Below are 18,828 nucleotides of genomic sequence, written 5' to 3'. Positions count from 1 at the left end.
TCTAGTGCTCCCAGGCTGACGCGACAGCTTCGCGAACATCGCCGAGAAGTTGAGGCAGCGCTTTGGTCTTCGCAATGATCGGGAAGAAGTTGGAGTCGGAGGCCCAGCGCGGCACGATGTGCTGGTGAAGATGTTCGTCGACACCCGCGCCTGCGATCTGCCCCTGGTTCATGCCGATGTTGAAGCCGTCACACCGCGACACCTGCCGCAAAGCACGCATTCCTTGCTGCGTTAGAGCGGCAATCTCAGCGGTTTCTTCCGGCGTCGCCTGGTCGTACGTCGCAACGTGACGATACGGGCACACCAGCAGGTGCCCAGAGTTGTAAGGAAAAAGATTCAAGAGCACATAGGCCGTGCGACCACGGCGAACAATGAGCCCCTCTTCATCGGCCTTTTCAGGGGCCGCGCAAAACGGGCACTCATCGCGCATTGCTTGGGCGCCAGCTTGAATGTAGACCATCCGGTGCGGCGTCCAGAGTCTTTGAAACTCATCTGGAACGCCTGCCATATCAGCTGAAGATACGACAGGAACGTCGGGGAAAGATTCCGACGTCACGCAAAGTCCTCAGCGGTGTTGATAAGGAGCTTTCCATCGATCGCCGCACGGATGCGTGAGATTGCTTCGTCGACCGGTACCCCGTTCGTCTGAGTTCCGTCGCGGAATCGGAACGAGACAGTGCCGGCGGCACGATCCTGTTCCCCCGCAATCAACTGCAGCGGCACTTTCTGCGTCGTGTGGGTGCGGATCTTCTTCTGCATCCGGTCATCGCTGTGATCGACCTCCGCGCGTACGCCTTCGATTTGCAGGCGTCCGATGATGTCGCTGAGGTAGTCGCCGAATTCTTCGGCTACCGGAATACCCATGACCTGGACCGGGCTCAGCCAAACCGGGAAAGCGCCGGCGTAGTGCTCGAGCAGGATCGCGAAGAAGCGCTCAATTGAGCCAAATAGTGCACGGTGAATCATGATCGGGCGCTTCTTCTGCCCGTCACGATCTGTGTACTCAAGCTCGAAGCGTTCTGGAAGGTTAGGGTCAACCTGCACGGTGGAGAGCTGCCAGGTGCGGCCGATGGCATCCTTCGTTTTCAAGTCGATCTTGGGGCCATAGAACGCAGCTTCGCCCGGGACTTCGGTGAGCTTCAAGCCGCTGGCTTTCGCTACCTTGCGGAGAGCGTTCGTCGAGTCTTCCCAGAACTCGTCAGTTCCGATCCACTTCGACTTTTCGTCGTCCCGCATCGAAAGCTCAAGTTCGAAATCGCTCAGCCCGAAGTCGCGGAGCATCGAGATCACGAAATCGAGAACTCGCGCGGTCTCTTCTTCGAGCTGATCGGGTCGCACGAATAGGTGTGAGTCGTCTTGAGTGAAGCCTCGAACGCGGGTGAGGCCGTGAAGGGCTCCTGAGAGCTCGTTGCGGTAGACGGTGCCGTTCTCGGCGAGACGCATCGGAAGGTCACGATAGCTGCGGGCACGTTCCTTGAAGATCAGGATGTGCATCGGGCAATTCATCGGCTTGAGGTAGTAGTCGTGCCCGGCCTTTGTCACTTCACCGGCCTCGTCACGCTCTTCATCCATCCGGATGGGCGGGAACATTCCCTCCCGGTAGGTGACGAGGTGGTTCGACTGCAAGAAGAGGTCTTCTTTAGCGATGTGCGGCGTGTACACGTAGGTGTAACCAGCAGCGCGGTGACGGTGCAGTGCGTGCTGCTCCATCTCCTGGCGAACTATGCCGCCCTTGGGGTGCCACACCGAGAGGCCAGAGCCGATCTCGTCGGGGAACGAGAACAGATCCAGCTCCTTGCCGAGCTTGCGGTGGTCGCGTTTTGCCGCTTCAGCGAGGCGGTCCTGATATGCGCGCAGCTCATCTTTGGAGGGCCAAGCTGTACCGTAGATGCGCTGCAGCTGAGGGTTCTTTTCGCTCCCCCGCCAGTACGCTCCTGCGATGCGAGTCAGCGCCCACCCGTTGCCGAGCATTCTTGTGCTGGGGACGTGCGGGCCGCGGCAGAGGTCTTTCCAGATCGTCTCCCGCGTCTTCGGGTTGACGTTGTCGTAAATCGTGAGTTCGCCCGCCCCAACTTCGACGGACGCGCCCTCGGCGGCTTCTTTCTTGCCACCCTTGAGGCCGATCAACTCGAGCTTGAACGGTTCTGCCGCAAGCTCAGCGCGTGCCTCGTCGTCAGTGACCACTCGACGCACGAAATGCTGATTCTCGCGAACGATGCGCTGCATCTCTTTGTCGATGGCCTTGATGTCTTCTGGGGTGAAGGCTTCGTTCACACCGAAGTCGTAGTAGAACCCGTCGGTCACGGGGGGTCCGATACCCAAGTTTGCCTGCGGGTTGATCCTTTGCACCGCCTGGGCCAGCACGTGTGCGGCCGAGTGGCGCAGGATGCTGAGACCTTCCGGACTCTCGATAGTGACAGCCTCGGCGTTGTCTTGCGCGTCAATCGTCGTCGCGAGGTCTTTCAGCTCCCCATCGATGCGGATGGCAACGACGTTGCGATCCGGGAAGAGGGTGAAACCGTCGGTGGGAAAGACGATATCTGCGGGCACAACGGGGTCGGTCAAGGAAATCTCCTGTAAGTCGCTCGATGGGAAATCCTATCGCGCACGAAGGGCGCATGATGGATGCCGTGAAACTCACCCTTGTTGGAGTGCTCCTGCTCGCGGCTGGCTGTGTGGCCATGTTGAGCGGTGTGCTCCTTCCTTCTGACGTAGTTGTGGTTGCCGACCGTGTGCTCCCCATCCTCGGTTTCGTGGTCGCAATTACGGTCGTTGCCGAACTCAGCGCACGCGCCGGCATCTTCGATGCGGTTGCAGCGGTCCTTGCCCGTGTCTCCCGTGGGCGCATCTGGGTGTTGTGGGTTCTCGTCCTGATGTTTGGCGTCGTAGCAACGGCGTTCTTGTCGCTCGACACCACGGCGGTTTTGTTGACACCGATTGTGATCGTGCTCGCTCGATCGAATGGATTGCCGGTGCTGCCGTTCGCGATGGCGACGGTTGTCATTGCAAACACCGCGTCATTGACGCTGCCGGTGTCGAACTTGACGAATCTTCTAGCAACCGACCTGCTGGCCCGGTTGGGCGATGTGTCGTTCCTCACTCTGATGGGAGCGGCATCCCTTGCAGCAATCGTCGTGAGTGCGTCGGTACTTGGAATCAAATACCGACGATCGCTTGCTGGGCATTTCACGCCGATGAATGCAACTCGGCCTGCCGACATCCTGCTCTTCCGACTGACAGCAGTTGTGGTCGTGGCGCTGCTGCCGTTTCTCGTTGTGGCGAGCAGCCCGTGGGTGCCTGCGTCGATTGCCGCGGGAATTTTGATCCTGTTGTTCTTGTGGCGTCGACCGGGCGTTATTCGCCTGACTCTTGTGCCTTGGTCGCTCCTGGTCTTCGCGTCTGGGCTCTTTCTCGCCACTGCTGCCGCAGAAGCGTTGGGCTCGGCACAGATCGTCGCAGCGATCGCCGGAGAGGGTGAGAATCTTCTCGATCTCATGCGGTTATCGTTCGTGTCCGCGGCGACAGCGAACCTCATTGACAACCTGCCCGCTTACCTCGCGATGGAGCCTGCCGCCACCAGTGCACCGCGGGTCGGTGCGCTTCTCATCGGAGTCAACGCGGGGCCGCTCATCACGCCCTGGGCGTCTCTCGCGACGCTGCTCTGGTACCAGCGCCTATCGGCGATGGACGTCAAGATCACTTGGCGTTCATTCGTGCTGACAGGCCTGGTGGTCGCGCCGCTGACGGTGGCAGCGTCTGCCCTGGTGCTCTTCGCTACAACGTAAGAAACCCCCGATTTCTCGGGGGTTTCTGTCTGTGCGCGATACTGGGATCGAACCAGTGACCTCTTCCGTGTCAGGGAAGCGCGCTACCGCTGCGCCAATCGCGCCTAAAAGGCTATTAAGTTGTGAACGAGGTGGCGACGGGATTCGAACCCGTGTAAACGGCTTTGCAGGCCGGTGCCTAGCCGCTCGGCCACGCCACCATATGTGGTTCGACCCACGTCTAGTGATCGTCTTTCGAATTTCTCCGTGTGGCGATCCCCAGCACTCGAGCGGATGACGAGATTCGAACTCGCGACCCTAACCTTGGCAAGGTTATGCGCTACCACTGCGCTACATCCGCATGCTCCGGAATCTCTCCCGGCGCTTGAATGACTTTAGCCGACGTTTCCGTCAACGCAAAACCCGTGGCGTCCGCGCGTGTCACACCCGTGTAATTCGGTGCCGACCACCGGTATCGGCTAGGATCATTTACTGGTCCTCACGGGCTAATGGGCGATTGGCGCAGTTGGTAGCGCGCTTCCTTCACACGGAAGAGGTCATCGGTTCGAGTCCGGTATCGCCCACAGTTCACTCTTGAATTTTCGGCAGGATTGACGTCGATCAGCGAGGCGATCGAATTGAGGCATCGTGGTTCGGCAACTGAGCGGTAGAAGCCTGATTTCTGCCTCACTCTTGTCGCTGTGCGCGGGCTACGTCGATGGCTTCGCGTTTGTCTATCTCGGCGGCTATTTCGTGTCATTCATGAGTGGAAACACCACCCGAGCGAGCGTCGATCTCGCCGGTAGCTCGTGGGGAGCTGCCGGAATCGCATTCGCTTTGATCGGCGCCTTCGTCGCTGGCGCGATGGCCGGAACGCTCATCCTGCGTGGCCACGTCCGTGACCAAAAGCGAATCCTCGGCTTCGTCGTCTTGATAGTTGCATTCGCGGCGACTTCCGCGACGTTTGATCTCCGCTGGGTTTCCGGCATCCTGCTGGCGCTCGCAATGGGCGCACTCAATACCGTCTTTACGCGAGACGGCGAGATATCTTTCGGCGTCACATACATGACAGGCGCTCTCGTGAAGCTGGGGCAGGGCCTCGTTGCAGCAGCCAGGGGCGGGAGTCGCACCGCGTGGGTTCGTCACTTCATCATGTGGGTGTCTATCGCCGTAGGAGCAGCCCTGGGCGCATTGAGCTTCGCAGTGATTCAGAACATCGCACTGTGGGTGATTGTTGCTGTGCTGGGTGCGATCTACGTCATCCCACCCAAACCCGAGTTGCCATCGGGCGCCTAACATCTCACATATCAATACCCCAGCCGTAGCGGCGCTGTAGCGATTTTGCGACGTCAGCGAAACGCTGGGGCTCTAGCGCGGATGCCTCACGTCTGAGCCCGTCGTCGTGCACGCTATACATCTGGTCGAGGTCGACCCAGGACGGCCTACGTTGTGAATCCCACGCCCCCGATCCGATTGGCTGATAGTTACGATCGCCGATGTGCGAACGGCTTGTGAGTTTCACCGCGTAGACGCGATTCGCGCTCGCTCTCGCAACAACGAGTACGGGGCGATCCTTGCCACGGCCATCATCTTCCTCGTAGGGAACCCACGTCCAAACAATTTCACCGGCATCCGCTCGTCCGTCTGCAAATGGTGAGTAGGAGATTTGTATATCCCGAATCGTCGAAGGGTCAACTTCGCGAGTGACCGACTCGGCGTTGCGAGGATGAGCTTTGTCTTGGCGCGGCGCATTCGTGCGCCGCGGAGCCAAAAGGTTGCGCAGAGCGGTCGAGAGCTTTGAGAAGACAGCCATGGCGAAATGCTACCGGCGCACAGAAGAGGGGCGTCGCGGATAACCACGACGCCCCTGAGGTCTGACTTTTGGTCAGACGCGAGAATTACTCTGCGAGAGCGTAGCCCTCTTCGCCGTGCACCGAAGTGTCGACGCCAGCGAGCTCGTCTTCGTTCTTGATGCGGAAGCCGATCGTCTTGTCGATCGCGAAGCCGATGATGAAGGCAACAACGAACGAGTAGATCAGCACACCGAGAGCCGCGATGACCTGGAGGATCAGCTGCTCTGCACCGCCGCCGAGGAACAGGCCGGTCTCGGTCGCGAAGAAGCCGAGGTAGACGGTTCCGATGATGCCACCGACGAGGTGGATGCCCACGACGTCGAGAGAGTCGTCGTAGCCGAGCTTCCACTTGAGCTCAACAGCGAGAGCACAAACGGCACCGGTGAGGACACCGAGCAGTAGTGCCCAACCGGGCGCCAGGTTTGCACACGCGGGGGTGATGGCAACCAGACCGGCAACAGCACCGGATGCAGCGCCAACCGACGTCGCCTTGCCGTCCTTGAGTTTTTCAACGATCAACCAACCGATGATGGCTGCAGCGGTTGCACCCAGCGTGTTGACGATGATGAGTCCGACCGATGAGTCTTCCGTGCCCAGGAGGCCAAAGGTACCCTCGGCGCCGGCGTTGAAGCCGAACCAGCCGAACCACAGGATCGCAGCACCGAGCATGACGAGCGGCACGTTGTGGGGCTTCTGGATGCCCTTCTGGAAGCCAATGCGCTTTCCGAGCACCAGGGCAAGCGCGAGCGCCGCGGCACCAGCGTTGATGTGAACTGCGGTACCACCGGCGTAGTCAATAACGCTGGTCGAGAATCCGAAGGTCTCACCGAGACCCATGATCCAGCCACCGCCCCAGACCCATGCGGCGACCGGGAAGTAGACGACCGTCGACCAAATGCCGGCGAAGATCATCCACGCACCGAACTTTGCGCGGTCAGCGATCGCGCCAGAGATCAGCGCAACGGTGATGATGGCGAAGGTCGCGCCGAATGTGGCACCGACCAAGCCGTTGTCGTCGAGGTTAGTCAGACCGAAGTCTGAGAAGGGGTTGCCTGCAAACGCCCAAGTGCTCTCGACAGCGCTCATGTTGAATCCGTAAAGGATCCACAAAACGCTGACGAGGCCCAAAGCTCCGAAGCTCATCATCATCATGCTGACGACGCTCTTGGCTTTGACTAGGCCTCCGTAAAAGAAGGCCACACCGGGCGTCATGAAAAGCACCAGCGCCGTCGCAGCGACGGACCAGGCGAGATTTCCGCTATCCATGAGATTCCTCATCCATGTGTGTTGTGTAACTTTGGCCCATAGCGGCCGCACGTCGGGTCGCGGTGCGTCGGGCGAACCCTAGTTTCGCGAAAGCGAATTCCGGTCGGATGCGAGAAGTGTTTCCAGAAAGTAACGCGACGCCTTCTTGTGTAAACATCGTGTTTCGGAGCGCCTCGAACTAGCTCACTAGTTGCTCTCAGCTATGCGTGAGGGCAATCAGTCGTGAGATTGCACGCAGGTACTTCTTTCGGTATCCGCCAGCGCGCATCTCTTCGCTGAAAACGCGGTCGAGGCTGATGCCTGTCGCACGGAGCGGAATTTGCGCGTCGTAGGCGCGGTCGATGAAAGCGACAAATCTGAGTGCTGCGGATTGATCGGTGAGCTCAGTGACATCCTGCAGTCCGATGACATCGACGGAATCGATCAAACGGATGTATCGCGACGGGTGAACGCGAGCGAGATGCGCAATTAGGTCGGCGAAAGTGTCATCCGAAACGACACCGTTGCCTGCGGCATCCGAGAGCGCCGATTCGTACTCAGCAGCGGTGAGTGCAAGAGCATGTCCGTCGAGCGTGCGCTGTCGAAAGTCGACACCGTCGATCCGGATCGTCTCGAAGTTGTCTGCCATCGCGTGAATTTCGCGAAGGAAGTCCTGTGCCGCAAACCGGCCTTCTCCAAGTGCATTGGGCGGCGTATTCGAGGTAGCTGCGAGCTTCGTGCCCGAAGAAACCAGTTCGCCAAGCAATCGAGTCATCACCATCGTGTCGCCGGGATCGTCGAGTTCGAACTCATCTATACAGAGCAGATCAGCACCGCGGAACAGCTCAACGGTGTTCTTGTAGCCTGTGGCTCCTACGAGCGCGGTGTATTCGATGAAGGACCCGAAGTACTTTCGCCGTGCAGGCATAGCGTGATAGATCGCTGCAAGAAGATGGGTTTTGCCGACGCCGAACCCGCCATCGAGGTACACCCCAGGTTTCACGTCAGGAGATTTCGGTGTGCGCCGAAACAGACCACCCCTCGCCTTTGCTGGCGCGTTGCCGCCACTGAAGGCGATCAGGGCGTCTTTGGCTTGCTGTTGCGAGGGAAAATCCTCGTCAACTCGATACGTTTCGAAGGTTGCGCCATCGAACTGCGGTGGCGGCACAAGCGTTGCCAACATCTCAGCGCCGGAAAGTTCCGGAAGACGGTCGGCCAGCCGCATACGGCCGACGGTGGGTGTGGGCGAGCTCATGCAGGCATCCTGTGTGTCGCTGGAAGAGAAACAAGGTGCACTCCGCGCCAGCGGTACATAGAGTCGAGGAGGCGATATAAGCCTAAGCCGTCGCATCACCCCAAACTTTTCCCTGCAAGCCGCTGACTCAAGGAGTACCTGTGACTGTCGAGTTCGATAGCTCCCCCAAATTCGCCAACTTCGCTCACCCTGGGCGACTCGTGTCTACGGAGTGGTTGGAGGCGCGCTTGGGTGCGCCCGGTCTCGTTGTGGTCGAATCAGACGAAGATGTTCTGCTTTACGAAACGGGGCATATCCCCGGTGCTATCAAAGTCGATTGGCACACGGAGCTGAATGATCCGGTCGTTCGCGACTATCTCGATGGGGTGGGTTTCTCCGACCTGCTTTCTCGAAAGGGAATCCGGCGCGACGACACGATCGTGATTTATGGAGACAAGAACAATTGGTGGGCGGCGTATGCGCTATGGGTGTTCTCTTTGTTCGGGCACGAAGATGTTCGACTGCTCGACGGCGGCCGTGACGCTTGGATTCGGGAGGAGCGCCCCTTCACTACCGAACGCGCCTCCCGTGAATACACCTCATACCCAGTGGTTGAGCGTGACGACAGCGTGCTGCGTGCATACAAAGACGATGTTCTCGCGCATCTTGGTTCTCCCCTCATCGATGTACGTTCCCCCGAGGAATACAGCGGAGAGCGTACGTCTGCTCCGGCGTACCCCGAGGAGGGCGCATTGCGCGCTGGACACATCCCGTCGGCCAAAAGCGTGCCCTGGGCTCGCGCCGTCGCCGAAGATGGGCGTTTCAAGCAGCGCGCTGAGCTTGAAGATATCTACTTGAGCGAAACCGGGATCGAGCGTGAAGACTCTGTGATCGCTTACTGCCGGATCGGCGAGCGCTCCAGCCACACGTGGTTTGTCCTCGCTCACCTGCTCGGTCTAGCCGATGTCCGAAACTACGACGGATCATGGACTGAATGGGGAAGCGCGGTACGGGTACCGATCGCTGTGGGAAGTGAGCCCGGCGCCGTACCGAACGCGCGTTGATACGAGAGGACGTATACAACATGACTGAAAATCTTCTTCCCGACTCACTCGCTGAAATTCGCGATGATTTTCTCGATCTACCCGAAGCCGAGCGGCTACAGCTGCTGCTTGAGTTTTCCCAAGAACTTCCAGCCGCGCCTGCCGAGTATGCCGACCATCCGGAGCTCTACGAGCGGGTCGCCGAATGCCAGTCCCCCGTCTTTATCGCGATCGAGGTTGATGGAGATACTGTGCGCATGTACGCCACAGCACCCCAGGAAGCTCCGACGACGCGAGGTTTTGCCAGCATCCTGGTTCAGGGACTTTCCGGTCTCACCGTGACAGAAGTCTTAGCGATACCAGAGGACTACCCGCAATCGATCGGACTGACGAAAGTGGTGTCGCCGCTTCGCATCTCAGGGATGACGGGAATGCTGCTTCGAGCAAAGCGCCAGGTCCGCGCAAAATCGATGAAGTGAATGTGCTATGCGTCTGACCCAGATAGCCACCGAATACAGCACATCCGTCGATGTGGATCTCGATGCATCCGAGTGTCGCGATCTCATTACGCGTCAGTACGCCCGAACTGACGCGACGTATGTTCGCCTCAACATGATTACCAGCCTGACGGGCTCAGCTGCGGGTACCGACGGGACCAGTGACACGCTGACGAATCCCGTCGATCGAATGATTCTCGGTGTCGTGAGGAGTGACGCTGATGTCGTTGTCGTCGGCGCACAGAGCGTGCGAGCGGAAGGCTACATAGTGCCGCGAACCGCGCGGCTTGCCGTTGTCACTTCATCGGGAAATCTGACCGGACATCAGCTACGACTGGATGATGAAGAGTCAATCAGACAGGTGCTGATTGTGTGCGCGAAAGAACGCGCCGAAGAGGTGCGCCGCCAGTTGGGTAGCCACCCTGTCGAGATAGTCGCTTTGGCGAGCGGAGCCGACGGCCGGATTGCGCCGCAGGACATCATCGATGCGTTGGCTGAACGAGCACTTCACCGCGTCGTGTGCGAAGGCGGCCCTTCGCTGGCTTCCCAATTTGTTCAGGCGGGGGTGATCGACGAATACTGCGTCACGGTAGCGCCGCTTTTGGAGCCCGCCAATGCGCCGTTTCTCACCATCGAACGTGCATTCAGACCTCGCACAGAGGTCGCGGGGCATCTCGCTGACAGTGCCGGATTCAATTACCTTCGTCTGCGCGTGGTTGTATGACGTCTCGTTCTTGAATCCAAGCACGGATCGTTCGTTCCCACCGCTGTGAGTCGTAGTTCCAGAGTTTCGTATGCCGGGCAGTGTCGAAAACATTCATCTCGACAAGATCTGGTCGTGCAGTGGCAAGATCGTGGGACGCATCTGAAGGCACGAATCCGTCATCGTCGCTGTGAAGAATGAGGATCGGATGCTGCAAGTGATCAGCGCGGGACACCACATCAAGCCGGTCAAACGGAATCGGAGCACCGGTCCTCGTGATCATGGTTCCCCACTCCGAGCTGAGGGTTTGGATGGCGAGGTCGCGGACAACCCGTGGCAGCCCGAGTTGTGCAGCCTGGTAGTCCAGAACCACTCGCCAGTCGATCACCGGCGAGTCAAGGATGATCCCCGCAATACGGTCGCGGTGGGCCGAGCTGAGGGCCAGTTGCAGAGCAATTGCTCCCCCCATCGACCATCCCATCAGGATGATCCGCTGCGCGCCACGCCGGCGCGCAAAGCCAACAGCCGCGTCGACATCCCGCCACTCTGTGGCACCTAGCGCGTAGGTACCAGTACGGCTGCGCGGCGCCTCGCCGTCGTTGCGGTACGAAACGACGAGCGTGTTGATTCCTAGCGAGTGAAAGAGAGGTACGGCGCGCAGACATTCGGCACGAGTCGTTCCGCGCCCATGAACTTGGATGCACCACGTATCCGACGGTTCCTGCGCCGGAAAGAGCCACGCTGGGCATGGACCGACAGCGGATCCGATGAGCTCAGAAACATATGGCAGATGAAGCTGCTCTGGCCGGTCGAAGTACCAGCCGCTGAACGCAGCATCGGGTGCAAGCCTGGAGTGGGGGCCGATGTGCGTCAGCAGCTTCCTCGTGACTGTCTTTTCATCTTCGGCAAGAACTGTGCCGATTTTCACGTACTGCTCGGTGCCGACGGTGAAAAGGCCATAACGGCCGGGTAGTGAGGTGTCGAGCGTCCGCGAGAGAGTGATCGTTTGGGCGCTGGTGTCGAGAGTGAGCACTTTGAGATCGGCTCGTCGAGCGGCCGGCGTGACCACTAGTCGGGCGACGTGCGCAGAGACGACTCCGAGCGCGCCCATCACGACAGCGAAAGCGCCGCTGAGAACGACAAGAGCGGTCTTTAGGCCAGCTTTGAGGGCAGGAGAGGCGTTGCGCGACCCGGCGCGCCTGGAAGGCATCATCGTCGGTTCATCCTAGTCTGTCGCCGTGGCCGACCCCCGTCTTCTCTCCGCGACATTCGAGCGCGCCGAAGCTGAAATCCGTGAAATCAGCTTTCGCGATGACTTCGTCGTGCGAGAAATTCCGGCGCCTTCCGGTCTTGCTCCCTTCGCAATCGCGCTTGCGGGTGATGTGAGACCTGAGGAGCATTCCGAGGATTCACCGTATGGAACCGGACGCTTCATCCTGCTGCACGATCCAGAATCGCCCGATGCTTGGGAGGGTTCGTGGCGAGTAGTTTGTTTCGCGCAAGCCCCTCTCGAGCCAGATATCGGAATCGACCCACTCGTCACGGACGTCGCCTGGTCGTGGCTAATGGACGCACTGGACTCTCGTGCTGCGGAATATAGCTCCGCCTCAGGCACGGCCACCAAGACTTTGTCGAAAGGCTTCGGTCACCTCGCCGACGAAGGTGACGGAGCACAGATAGAATTGCGAGCTTCGTGGACTCCCACGGGATCGCTCGCTGTACACGTTGAGGCGTGGGCAGAACTTGTGTGCATGCTCGCTGGGTTGCCGCCCGGCTCGGAAGGAATCCAGGTGATTAGTGCAGGAGCGCGACAGGATGACTGAGTACGAAGTCATTGATCGCCAGGAGGATTTCGCAGCGGCAGCGGCTTCACTCGCCGCGGGCCACGGCCCCGTGGCTGTCGATGTTGAGCGCGCCTCGGGGTTTCGGTACTCACAGCGCGCGTATCTCGTTCAGGTGTTCCGCAGAGATGCTGGTCTCTTCCTGTTTGATCCGCCGCCGATCGGCGACTTCACTCTGCTGCAGGAGGCTATCGGCGACGTCGAATGGGTTCTACACGCCGCGAGCCAAGATCTTCCCTCTCTGCGCGAGCTCGACCTCTCGCCTGCAACTATTTTCGACACCGAACTTGCTGCGCGCCTCCTGGGACACGAACGTGTGGGACTCGGTGCCGTCGTGGAGTCGACGCTCGGAATATCTCTTGCCAAGGCACATTCGGCTGCTGATTGGTCGACGAGACCTCTCCCCCAAAGCTGGCTCGAATACGCAGCTTTGGACGTCGCCCACCTGATCGATGTTCGGGATGCGCTCGATCAGGAACTCCAGGACCAACAGAAGTCGGACATCGCAGCTGAGGAGTTCGCCGCGGTTCTCGCGCGTCTTCCGAAACCGCCGCGTGAAGATCCCTGGCGACGGCTCAGCGGCCTTCACACCGTCCGAGGGCGTCAATCGCTTGCTATAGCGCGAGAGCTCTGGACAGCTCGCGAGGACTTTGCGCGTGCCGAAGATGTCTCCCCAGGCAGGTTGGTCCCGGATCGGGCTCTTGTGGCTGCCATTCGAGCCAATCCGAAGACCAAGCGGGAGCTCGGAGCTCTGAAGGACTTCACCGGCCGCGCGAGTCGCACCCAACTTGACCGCTGGTGGGATGCCATCGAGCGCGGGAGATCGGCAGAAATCCTTCCACCCGAACGTATCCAGAGTGATACGCTGCCTCCCCCTCGTGCGTGGGTGGATCGGAACCCCGCGGCAGACGCGCGGCTAAAGAACGTTCGGCCGAAGATCGAAGAACTCGCCGAGGCGCTAGGGATGCCGACCGAAAATTTGTTAACCCCTGACACGCTCCGACGGCTAGCGTGGTCGCCTCCGGAACCATTAAACAAGGAATCCATCGCTGAGGCACTCGCAGCAGCACACGCGCGTCAATGGCAAATTGCCCAAACCGCACAGGTGATCGCTTCAGCCTTTGTGGATTCCGTGCAAAGCGCTGAGCCCACGCCGGAGAGCTCTTCGTAGGTTCAACCCAAGCGATTCTTGGGGCTCACTCCCGCTCTCTAGGCTGGTTTCATTCCCGAAAGTTGGAGGCAGAGTGGCCCACATTGCAGACGTCTTTTTCGTCGATGGCATGAGAACACCGTTTGGACGCGCCGGCGAGAAGGGCATGTATTGGAACACCCGGGCCGATGACCTCGTCGTTAAGACGATCATTGGCGTGATGGAGCGAAATCCGGGCGTATCGCCCGAGCGCGTGGATGATGTAGCGATCGCTGCGACGAGCCAGACTGGCGATCAGGGCCTGACGCTCGGGCGATCAGCCGCGATTCTCGCTGGACTTCCTATGACAGTTCCAGGTTTCGCGATTGACCGCATGTGTGCGGGTGCGATGACGAGCGTGACGACGATGGCCGGGTCTATTGGCATCGGTATGTATGACATAGCTCTCGCCGGTGGCGTCGAGCACATGGGGCGTCATCCCATTGGCGCCAACGCTGACCCGAACCCGCGGTTCGTCGCGGAGCGGATGGTCGACCCTGGCGCGCTCAACATGGGAGTAACAGCGGAACGCATCCACGACCGCTTCCCGCACTTGACGAAGGCGCGCACTGACACTTTCGGAATGCTCAGCCAGCAGAAGGCGCAAGCCGCATACGACGCAGGCAAGATCCAGCCCGACCTGGTTTCAGTAGCAACGAAAGACGCAGACGGAGCTTGGGGGCTTGCGACCGAGGATGAGGGGCGACGGCCAGAAACGACTCTCGCGGGACTTGCGACGCTGAAAACGCCGTTTCGTCCGCACGGTCGTGTGACCGCGGGCACCGCGTCACCACTCACTGACGGCGCCACGATGGGACTACTTGCGGGGGGCCAGGCCGTAAAAGAGCTATCTCTGACACCCAAGATGAAGCTCGTCTCGTTCGCCTTCGCCGGAGTTCAACCCGAGATCATGGGCATTGGCCCCATTCCCTCGACAGAGAAAGCGCTGAAGAAGGCCGGACTCTCAATTTCCGACATTGGGCTGTTCGAGCTGAATGAGGCCTTCGCGGTACAGGTCATCTCGTTCCTCGATCACTTTGGCATCGCCGACGACGATCCCCGAGTGAATCAGTGGGGAGGCGCAATTGCGGTGGGGCATCCGCTCGCGGCTTCCGGGGTGCGCCTGATGATTCAGCTCGCTGCCCAGTTCGCAGAACGCCCCGATGTTCGCTACGGCCTCACTGCCATGTGCGTGGGCCTTGGTCAGGGCGGTTCGGTCATCTGGGAAAACCCGTTCTTTGACGGCAAGAAGAAGAAGTGAGAAGCAACGCAATGATGACCTACGACGACATCGACTTCACTCCTCTCAATGCTCTGACGGAGGGCGAAGTAGTCACGCATTCAATATCCCGTGATGTGACACTGGCATCGGGACGAAAGCTTGCTCTCATCACGCTCGATAATGGCCGAGATCACACACGTCCAAATACCCTTGGTCCCGCGACTCTCGCCGAGTTGGGCGAGAGGCTCGACGAGATGAAGACCCGGGCCGCTGCTGGCGAGATTGATGCTGTTGCGATCACGGGAAAGCAGTACATCCTTGCTGCCGGTGCGGATCTCAGCGACATCTCGCGGGTCGGTTCGAAAGAGAATGCCCGCCTTGTTGCGCAACGCGGTCACCAGGTACTGTCCAAGCTGAGCACGCTCGGCGTTCCGAGTTTCGTCTTCGTCAATGGTCTTGCTCTCGGCGGCGGTCTCGAGATCGCGCTCCATGCGACGTACCGAACAGTCGACGCCTCAGCTGCGGCGATTGCGCTCCCAGAGGTGTTCCTTGGAATTATCCCCGGTTGGGGAGGCGCCTACTTGCTTCCGAATTTGATTGGTATCGAGAAAGCTCTCGATGTGGTCGTCTCCAACCCACTGAAGCAGAACCGAACGCTGAAGCCCGCTGCCGCGTACGAGCTTGGGATCGTGGACGCTATTTTTCCGGCAGCGAACTACCTCGAAGACTCTCTCCGTTGGGCCGACGCTGTATTAACAGGCGCGACCAAGGTCAACCGCAAGAACGTGCCCGGGAAGTTCGAGCGGATCACGAAATGGCCGATTGCCATCAAGATGGCGCGAACTATGCTCGAGAGTCGCATCGGCACTGTCCCTCGCTCCCCCTATGTTGCGCTCGATTTACTCGATGCAGCAAAAAGCGGGACTCCGGATGAAGGATTCGCGCGCGAGGATGAAGCACTTGCGGATCTGATATCCGGAGACCAGTTCGCGGCGTCTATGTACGCTTTCGACCTAGTCCAGAAGCGGGCCAAGCGACCTGTGGGTGCACCGGACAAGTCCCTGGCAAAGAAGGTGTCAAAAGTTGGCATTATCGGAGCAGGCCTCATGGCAAGCCAATTTGCGCTGCTTTTCGTCCGCAAGCTTCAGGTGCCGGTCCTCATCACTGATCTCGACCAATCCCGCGTCGACAAGGGGGTTGAGTCGATACATGGCGAGATTTCCAAGCTCGAGCAAAAGGGTCGACTCGACGGCGACACCGCCAATCGATTGCGCGACCTGGTTCGAGGCACCACAGACAAAAGCGAATACGCCGATTGTGACTTCGTTATCGAGGCGGTTTTCGAAGAGGTGGGCGTCAAACAGGCGGTCTTCGGAGAGATCGAACGAATCATCGCGCCTGACGCGATTTTGGCAACGAACACTTCGTCGCTGTCGGTGGAAGAGATCGGCTCCAAGTTAGAACACCCCGAACGTCTCGTCGGATTCCACTTCTTCAATCCGGTCGCAGTCATGCCATTGATCGAGATCGTCAACACCCCGCTCGCGAATGACGCCGCCCTGTCGACTGCGTTCGTCGTGGCTCGCGGATTGGGTAAAAACGCCGTGTTGACCGCGGATGCTCCCGGGTTCGTTGTCAATAGATTGCTTGCGAAGGTCATGGGAGAGGCCGCTCGTGCCGTTTACGAGGGCACACCATTGTTGACAGTTGAGAAAGCGTTCGGCCCGCTGGGACTGCCGATGACGCCGTTCCAGCTCATCGACCTCGTGGGGTGGAAAGTGGCAGCGCACGTGCAGGACACGATGGCATCAGCATTCCCCGACCGATTCTTCTCGTCCGAAAACCTCCACGAGTTGGCGGCCCTCGAGCGCGTTGTCGAAAAAGACAAGAATGGCAAAGTCACGGGGTGGACCAAACCCGCTGAGAAGGTCTTGAAGGGCAACGTGGGTACGACTCCTGCGACAGCGGAAGAAATCCTCTCTCGCGTGCAGGATGGCCTCGCGCGTGAGATCAAAACCATGCTTGATGAGGGCGTCGTGCCGGAGGTAGAAGACATTGATCTTTGCCTGATTCTGGGCGCCGCGTGGCCCTTCATCGACGGTGGTGCATCGCCCTACCTCGACAGGGAGGGCGCGTCGGAGCGTGTTTTCTCAGATACATTCCATCACCCTCCCATTGTCGGGTTCAGCTCCTAATAAAATTAGAAGGGGGTGGCAGCAGAAGTTACTCTGCGGCCACCCCCATTCTTTTGACGTTAAGCGTCGTCTCTAGCGTTGGACTTCGCTTCGTCGGCCATCCAAATCGGCGCCGTCTCATTTGTTTGGCGCGCCACCGGAATTCGAGTCCCTAGTACCTGCGCTACAACGTCTTGAGCGATCTTGGCAGCAGTGAGGCCGGCGTCATCCAAGATCTGTTCGCGGCTCGCGTGCGCGATGAACTCGTCTGGGACTCCCAACTCGTCAACGGCCGTGTCGACCCCCGCCTCTCGGAGAACCTGTCTGATGCGGGTACCTATGCCTCCCACCCGGATGCCGTCTTCGATAGTGATGACGAGGCGATGCTGCGCGGACAGTTCTACCAACGAGGGTTGAACTGGAATCACCCACCGCGGGTCAACGACAGTCGCGCCGATACCCTGGGCTTCTAGCCGCCGGGCGACGTCGACGGCTACGTGAGCCATCGGGCCGATACCGATGACAAGGACGTCCCTAGTCTTGCTTCGGGCCAAGACATCGACGCCATCTTCCAGACGCTCAATGGCAGGAATTTCCTCGCCAACGCTGCCTTTGGGAAACCGCAGCACCGTGGGCGCATCGTTCACTTCCACTGCTTCGCGCAATTCTTCACGAACGCGCGCAGCATCCCGTGGCACGGCAATTCGGATGCCTGGAACGATCTGGAGCATCGCGAGGTCCCAGATCCCGTGATGACTCGGACCGTCTGGACCCGTCACTCCGGCACGATCGAGAACGAAAGTCACTCCGGCGCGGTGCAACGCAACATCCATTAGCACCTGGTCAAACGCGCGGTTGATAAATGTCGCATAGAGCGCCACTACAGGATGCAGACCACCAAAGGCTAGTCCTGCCGCTGACGTGACAGCGTGCTGCTCCGCGATGCCGACGTCGAGCACGCGGTCCGGATATCTTTCCGCGAATAGTTGGAGGCCCGTGGGTCGAAGCATCGCTGCTGTAATGGCAATAACGTCATCACGTTCCGCGGCAATTTCAGGGAGTTCCGCCGCGAATACGTCGGTCCAGGAGCTACCGCCGCCGCCGCCGATCGCTTCGCCAGTGACGGGGTCGATGCGTCCGACAGCATGGAATTGATCGGCTTCGTCGTTTCTTGCAGGTTCGTAGCCGCGGCCCTTCTCGGTAATCGCGTGCACAATCACCGGTGCGCCGTAGTCTTTCGCGAGGCGCAGGGTTTCGATCATTCCTGGTAGATCATGCCCATCGACTGGCCCGAGGTACTTGATGTCCAGGTTCGAGTACAGTGCTTCGTTATTCGTGAATCGGGAGAGAAATCCGTGCATTCCGCCGCGGAGGCCGCGGTAAAGCGCGCGTCCAGCCGGCCCGAGTCGCCGCGACATCGTGTCGGAACGGTGCCGCAATTCGCGATACGTGTCGGCGGTCCGCACGCGGTTGAGATACCGAGCCATTCCGCCGATCGTAGGGGCGTAAGACCGACCGTTGTCGTTAACGATAATGACGAGGTTGCGGTCGTTGTCATCGGAAATGTTGTTCAGCGCTTCCCAGGTCATTCCCCCGGTGAGCGCGCCGTCGCCGACCATAGCGATAACGTGCCGATCGCGCCGGCCCGTCCGCGATAGCGCTCGAGAAATTCCGTCGGCCCAACTCAGTGAGCTCGAAGCGTGCGAGGACTCCACAACATCGTGGATACTCTCTGACCGCTGCGGGTACCCCGCGAGACCTTCGCGTGTGCGTAGGTTCGAAAAGTCCTGGCGGCCAGTAAGCATCTTGTGTACATACGACTGGTGGCCGGTGTCAAAAATCATCGGGTCTTTCGGTGAATCGAAAACGCGATGCATCGCTATCGTCAATTCAACGACGCCGAGATTCGGCCCGAGGTGACCACCTGTCCGCGCGACGTTTTCAATCAAGAACTCACGGATCTCTTGCGCGAGCTCAATGAGTTGGGGCTCGGAAAGATAGTCGAGATCGCGGGGACTGCGGATCGTAGGAAGAATCGCCATACGTGTCCTTTCGCTTGCTAA

16 protein-coding genes and 4 tRNA genes are annotated in these 18,828 nt (G+C 59.5%); 10 read left to right on the top strand and 10 right to left on the bottom strand.

Annotated features, from left to right (window positions below; all coding sequences use genetic code 11):
* Position 1: 1 nt before the first annotated feature.
* A complete protein-coding gene (locus G6N83_RS00195; RefSeq protein ID WP_165142985.1) occupies positions 2 to 508 on the bottom strand; it encodes an HIT family protein in 507 nt (168 codons plus the stop codon).
* 44 nt (positions 509 to 552) lie between these two features.
* Complete coding sequence (gene thrS / locus G6N83_RS00190) at positions 553 to 2,565, bottom strand: threonine--tRNA ligase (protein ID WP_165138137.1); 2,013 nt, start codon at positions 2,563 to 2,565, stop codon at positions 553 to 555.
* A gap of 23 nt (positions 2,566 to 2,588) precedes the next feature.
* Between thrS and G6N83_RS00185 the strand changes: the two genes are divergently transcribed.
* A complete protein-coding gene (locus tag G6N83_RS00185; protein ID WP_241246232.1) occupies positions 2,589 to 3,785 on the top strand; it encodes an SLC13 family permease in 1,197 nt (398 codons plus the stop codon).
* Between the two features lie 32 nt (positions 3,786 to 3,817).
* Here G6N83_RS00185 and G6N83_RS00180 read toward each other — a convergent pair.
* The 3 genes from G6N83_RS00180 to G6N83_RS00170 form a co-directional block, all read right to left on the bottom strand.
* Positions 3,818 to 3,889, bottom strand: a tRNA-Val gene (locus G6N83_RS00180).
* Between the two features lie 25 nt (positions 3,890 to 3,914).
* Positions 3,915 to 3,985 (bottom strand) — tRNA-Cys (locus tag G6N83_RS00175).
* Positions 3,986 to 4,053: 68 nt separating this feature from the next.
* Positions 4,054 to 4,125, bottom strand: a tRNA-Gly gene (locus G6N83_RS00170).
* A 150-nt stretch (positions 4,126 to 4,275) separates the two neighbouring features.
* On the opposite strand from G6N83_RS00170, the gene G6N83_RS00165 reads away from it, so the two are divergent.
* Both G6N83_RS00165 and G6N83_RS00160 read left to right on the top strand, forming a co-directional pair.
* Positions 4,276 to 4,348: transfer RNA gene (locus G6N83_RS00165), tRNA-Val, on the top strand.
* Between the two features lie 64 nt (positions 4,349 to 4,412).
* A complete protein-coding gene (locus G6N83_RS00160) occupies positions 4,413 to 5,060 on the top strand; it encodes a YoaK family protein (protein WP_165138135.1) in 648 nt (215 codons plus the stop codon).
* Positions 5,061 to 5,064: 4 nt separating this feature from the next.
* On the opposite strand, the gene G6N83_RS00155 is transcribed toward G6N83_RS00160, so the two are convergent.
* The 3 genes from G6N83_RS00155 to zapE form a co-directional block, all read right to left on the bottom strand.
* Positions 5,065 to 5,577, bottom strand: a complete 513-nt coding sequence (locus G6N83_RS00155; protein ID WP_165138133.1) for a type II toxin-antitoxin system PemK/MazF family toxin — start codon at positions 5,575 to 5,577, stop codon at positions 5,065 to 5,067.
* Between the two features lie 85 nt (positions 5,578 to 5,662).
* Positions 5,663 to 6,883: an ammonium transporter gene (locus tag G6N83_RS00150; protein ID WP_165138131.1), complete on the bottom strand. Its 1,221-nt coding sequence runs from the start codon at positions 6,881 to 6,883 to the stop codon at positions 5,663 to 5,665.
* Positions 6,884 to 7,079: 196 nt separating this feature from the next.
* Positions 7,080 to 8,117, bottom strand: coding sequence for a cell division protein ZapE (zapE, locus tag G6N83_RS00145; protein WP_165138129.1), 1,038 nt, complete (start codon positions 8,115 to 8,117; stop codon positions 7,080 to 7,082).
* Positions 8,118 to 8,257: 140 nt separating this feature from the next.
* On the opposite strand from zapE, the gene G6N83_RS00140 reads away from it, so the two are divergent.
* The 3 genes from G6N83_RS00140 to G6N83_RS00130 are packed head-to-tail and all read left to right on the top strand — an operon-like array spanning position 8,258 to position 10,360.
* Positions 8,258 to 9,160, top strand: a complete 903-nt coding sequence (locus tag G6N83_RS00140; RefSeq protein ID WP_165138127.1) for a sulfurtransferase — start codon at positions 8,258 to 8,260, stop codon at positions 9,158 to 9,160.
* Positions 9,161 to 9,180: 20 nt separating this feature from the next.
* A complete protein-coding gene (locus G6N83_RS00135) occupies positions 9,181 to 9,618 on the top strand; it encodes a SufE family protein (protein WP_165138125.1) in 438 nt (145 codons plus the stop codon).
* Between the two features lie 7 nt (positions 9,619 to 9,625).
* Positions 9,626 to 10,360, top strand: a complete 735-nt coding sequence (locus G6N83_RS00130; protein WP_165138123.1) for a dihydrofolate reductase family protein — start codon at positions 9,626 to 9,628, stop codon at positions 10,358 to 10,360.
* On the opposite strand, the gene G6N83_RS00125 is transcribed toward G6N83_RS00130, so the two are convergent.
* Positions 10,329 to 11,552 (bottom strand): alpha/beta hydrolase family protein, encoded by a 1,224-nt coding sequence (locus G6N83_RS00125; protein ID WP_165138121.1) that lies wholly within the window; start codon positions 11,550 to 11,552, stop codon positions 10,329 to 10,331. The two genes, G6N83_RS00130 and G6N83_RS00125, sit on opposite strands and share 32 nt — an antisense overlap.
* A gap of 25 nt (positions 11,553 to 11,577) precedes the next feature.
* Here G6N83_RS00125 and G6N83_RS00120 point away from each other — a divergent pair, with 25 nt between their 5' ends.
* The 4 genes from G6N83_RS00120 (at position 11,578) to G6N83_RS00105 (ending at position 16,786) form a co-directional block, all read left to right on the top strand.
* Positions 11,578 to 12,162, top strand: coding sequence for a DUF3000 domain-containing protein (locus tag G6N83_RS00120; RefSeq protein WP_165138119.1), 585 nt, complete (start codon positions 11,578 to 11,580; stop codon positions 12,160 to 12,162).
* Complete coding sequence (locus G6N83_RS00115; RefSeq protein ID WP_165138117.1) at positions 12,155 to 13,351, top strand: ribonuclease D; 1,197 nt, start codon at positions 12,155 to 12,157, stop codon at positions 13,349 to 13,351. Before G6N83_RS00120 ends, G6N83_RS00115 begins: the two co-directional genes overlap by 8 nt.
* A gap of 73 nt (positions 13,352 to 13,424) precedes the next feature.
* Positions 13,425 to 14,630 carry a thiolase family protein gene (locus G6N83_RS00110; RefSeq protein WP_165138107.1) on the top strand — a complete coding sequence of 402 codons (1,206 nt, stop codon included), beginning with the start codon at positions 13,425 to 13,427 and terminating at the stop codon, positions 14,628 to 14,630.
* Positions 14,631 to 14,641: 11 nt separating this feature from the next.
* Positions 14,642 to 16,786 (top strand): 3-hydroxyacyl-CoA dehydrogenase NAD-binding domain-containing protein, encoded by a 2,145-nt coding sequence (locus G6N83_RS00105; protein ID WP_165142981.1) that lies wholly within the window; start codon positions 14,642 to 14,644, stop codon positions 16,784 to 16,786.
* Positions 16,787 to 16,845: 59 nt separating this feature from the next.
* On the opposite strand, the gene dxs is transcribed toward G6N83_RS00105, so the two are convergent.
* On the bottom strand, positions 16,846 to 18,807 hold the full coding sequence (gene dxs / locus G6N83_RS00100; RefSeq protein WP_165138105.1) for a 1-deoxy-D-xylulose-5-phosphate synthase: 1,962 nt from the start codon (positions 18,805 to 18,807) through the stop codon (positions 16,846 to 16,848).
* Positions 18,808 to 18,828: the final 21 nt, after the last annotated feature.

The sequence above is a fragment of the Microbacterium endophyticum genome, assembly GCF_011047135.1.
GTDB classification, from domain to species: domain Bacteria; phylum Actinomycetota; class Actinomycetes; order Actinomycetales; family Microbacteriaceae; genus Microbacterium; species Microbacterium endophyticum.
This window is presented reverse-complemented; position numbering and strand designations above follow the sequence as displayed.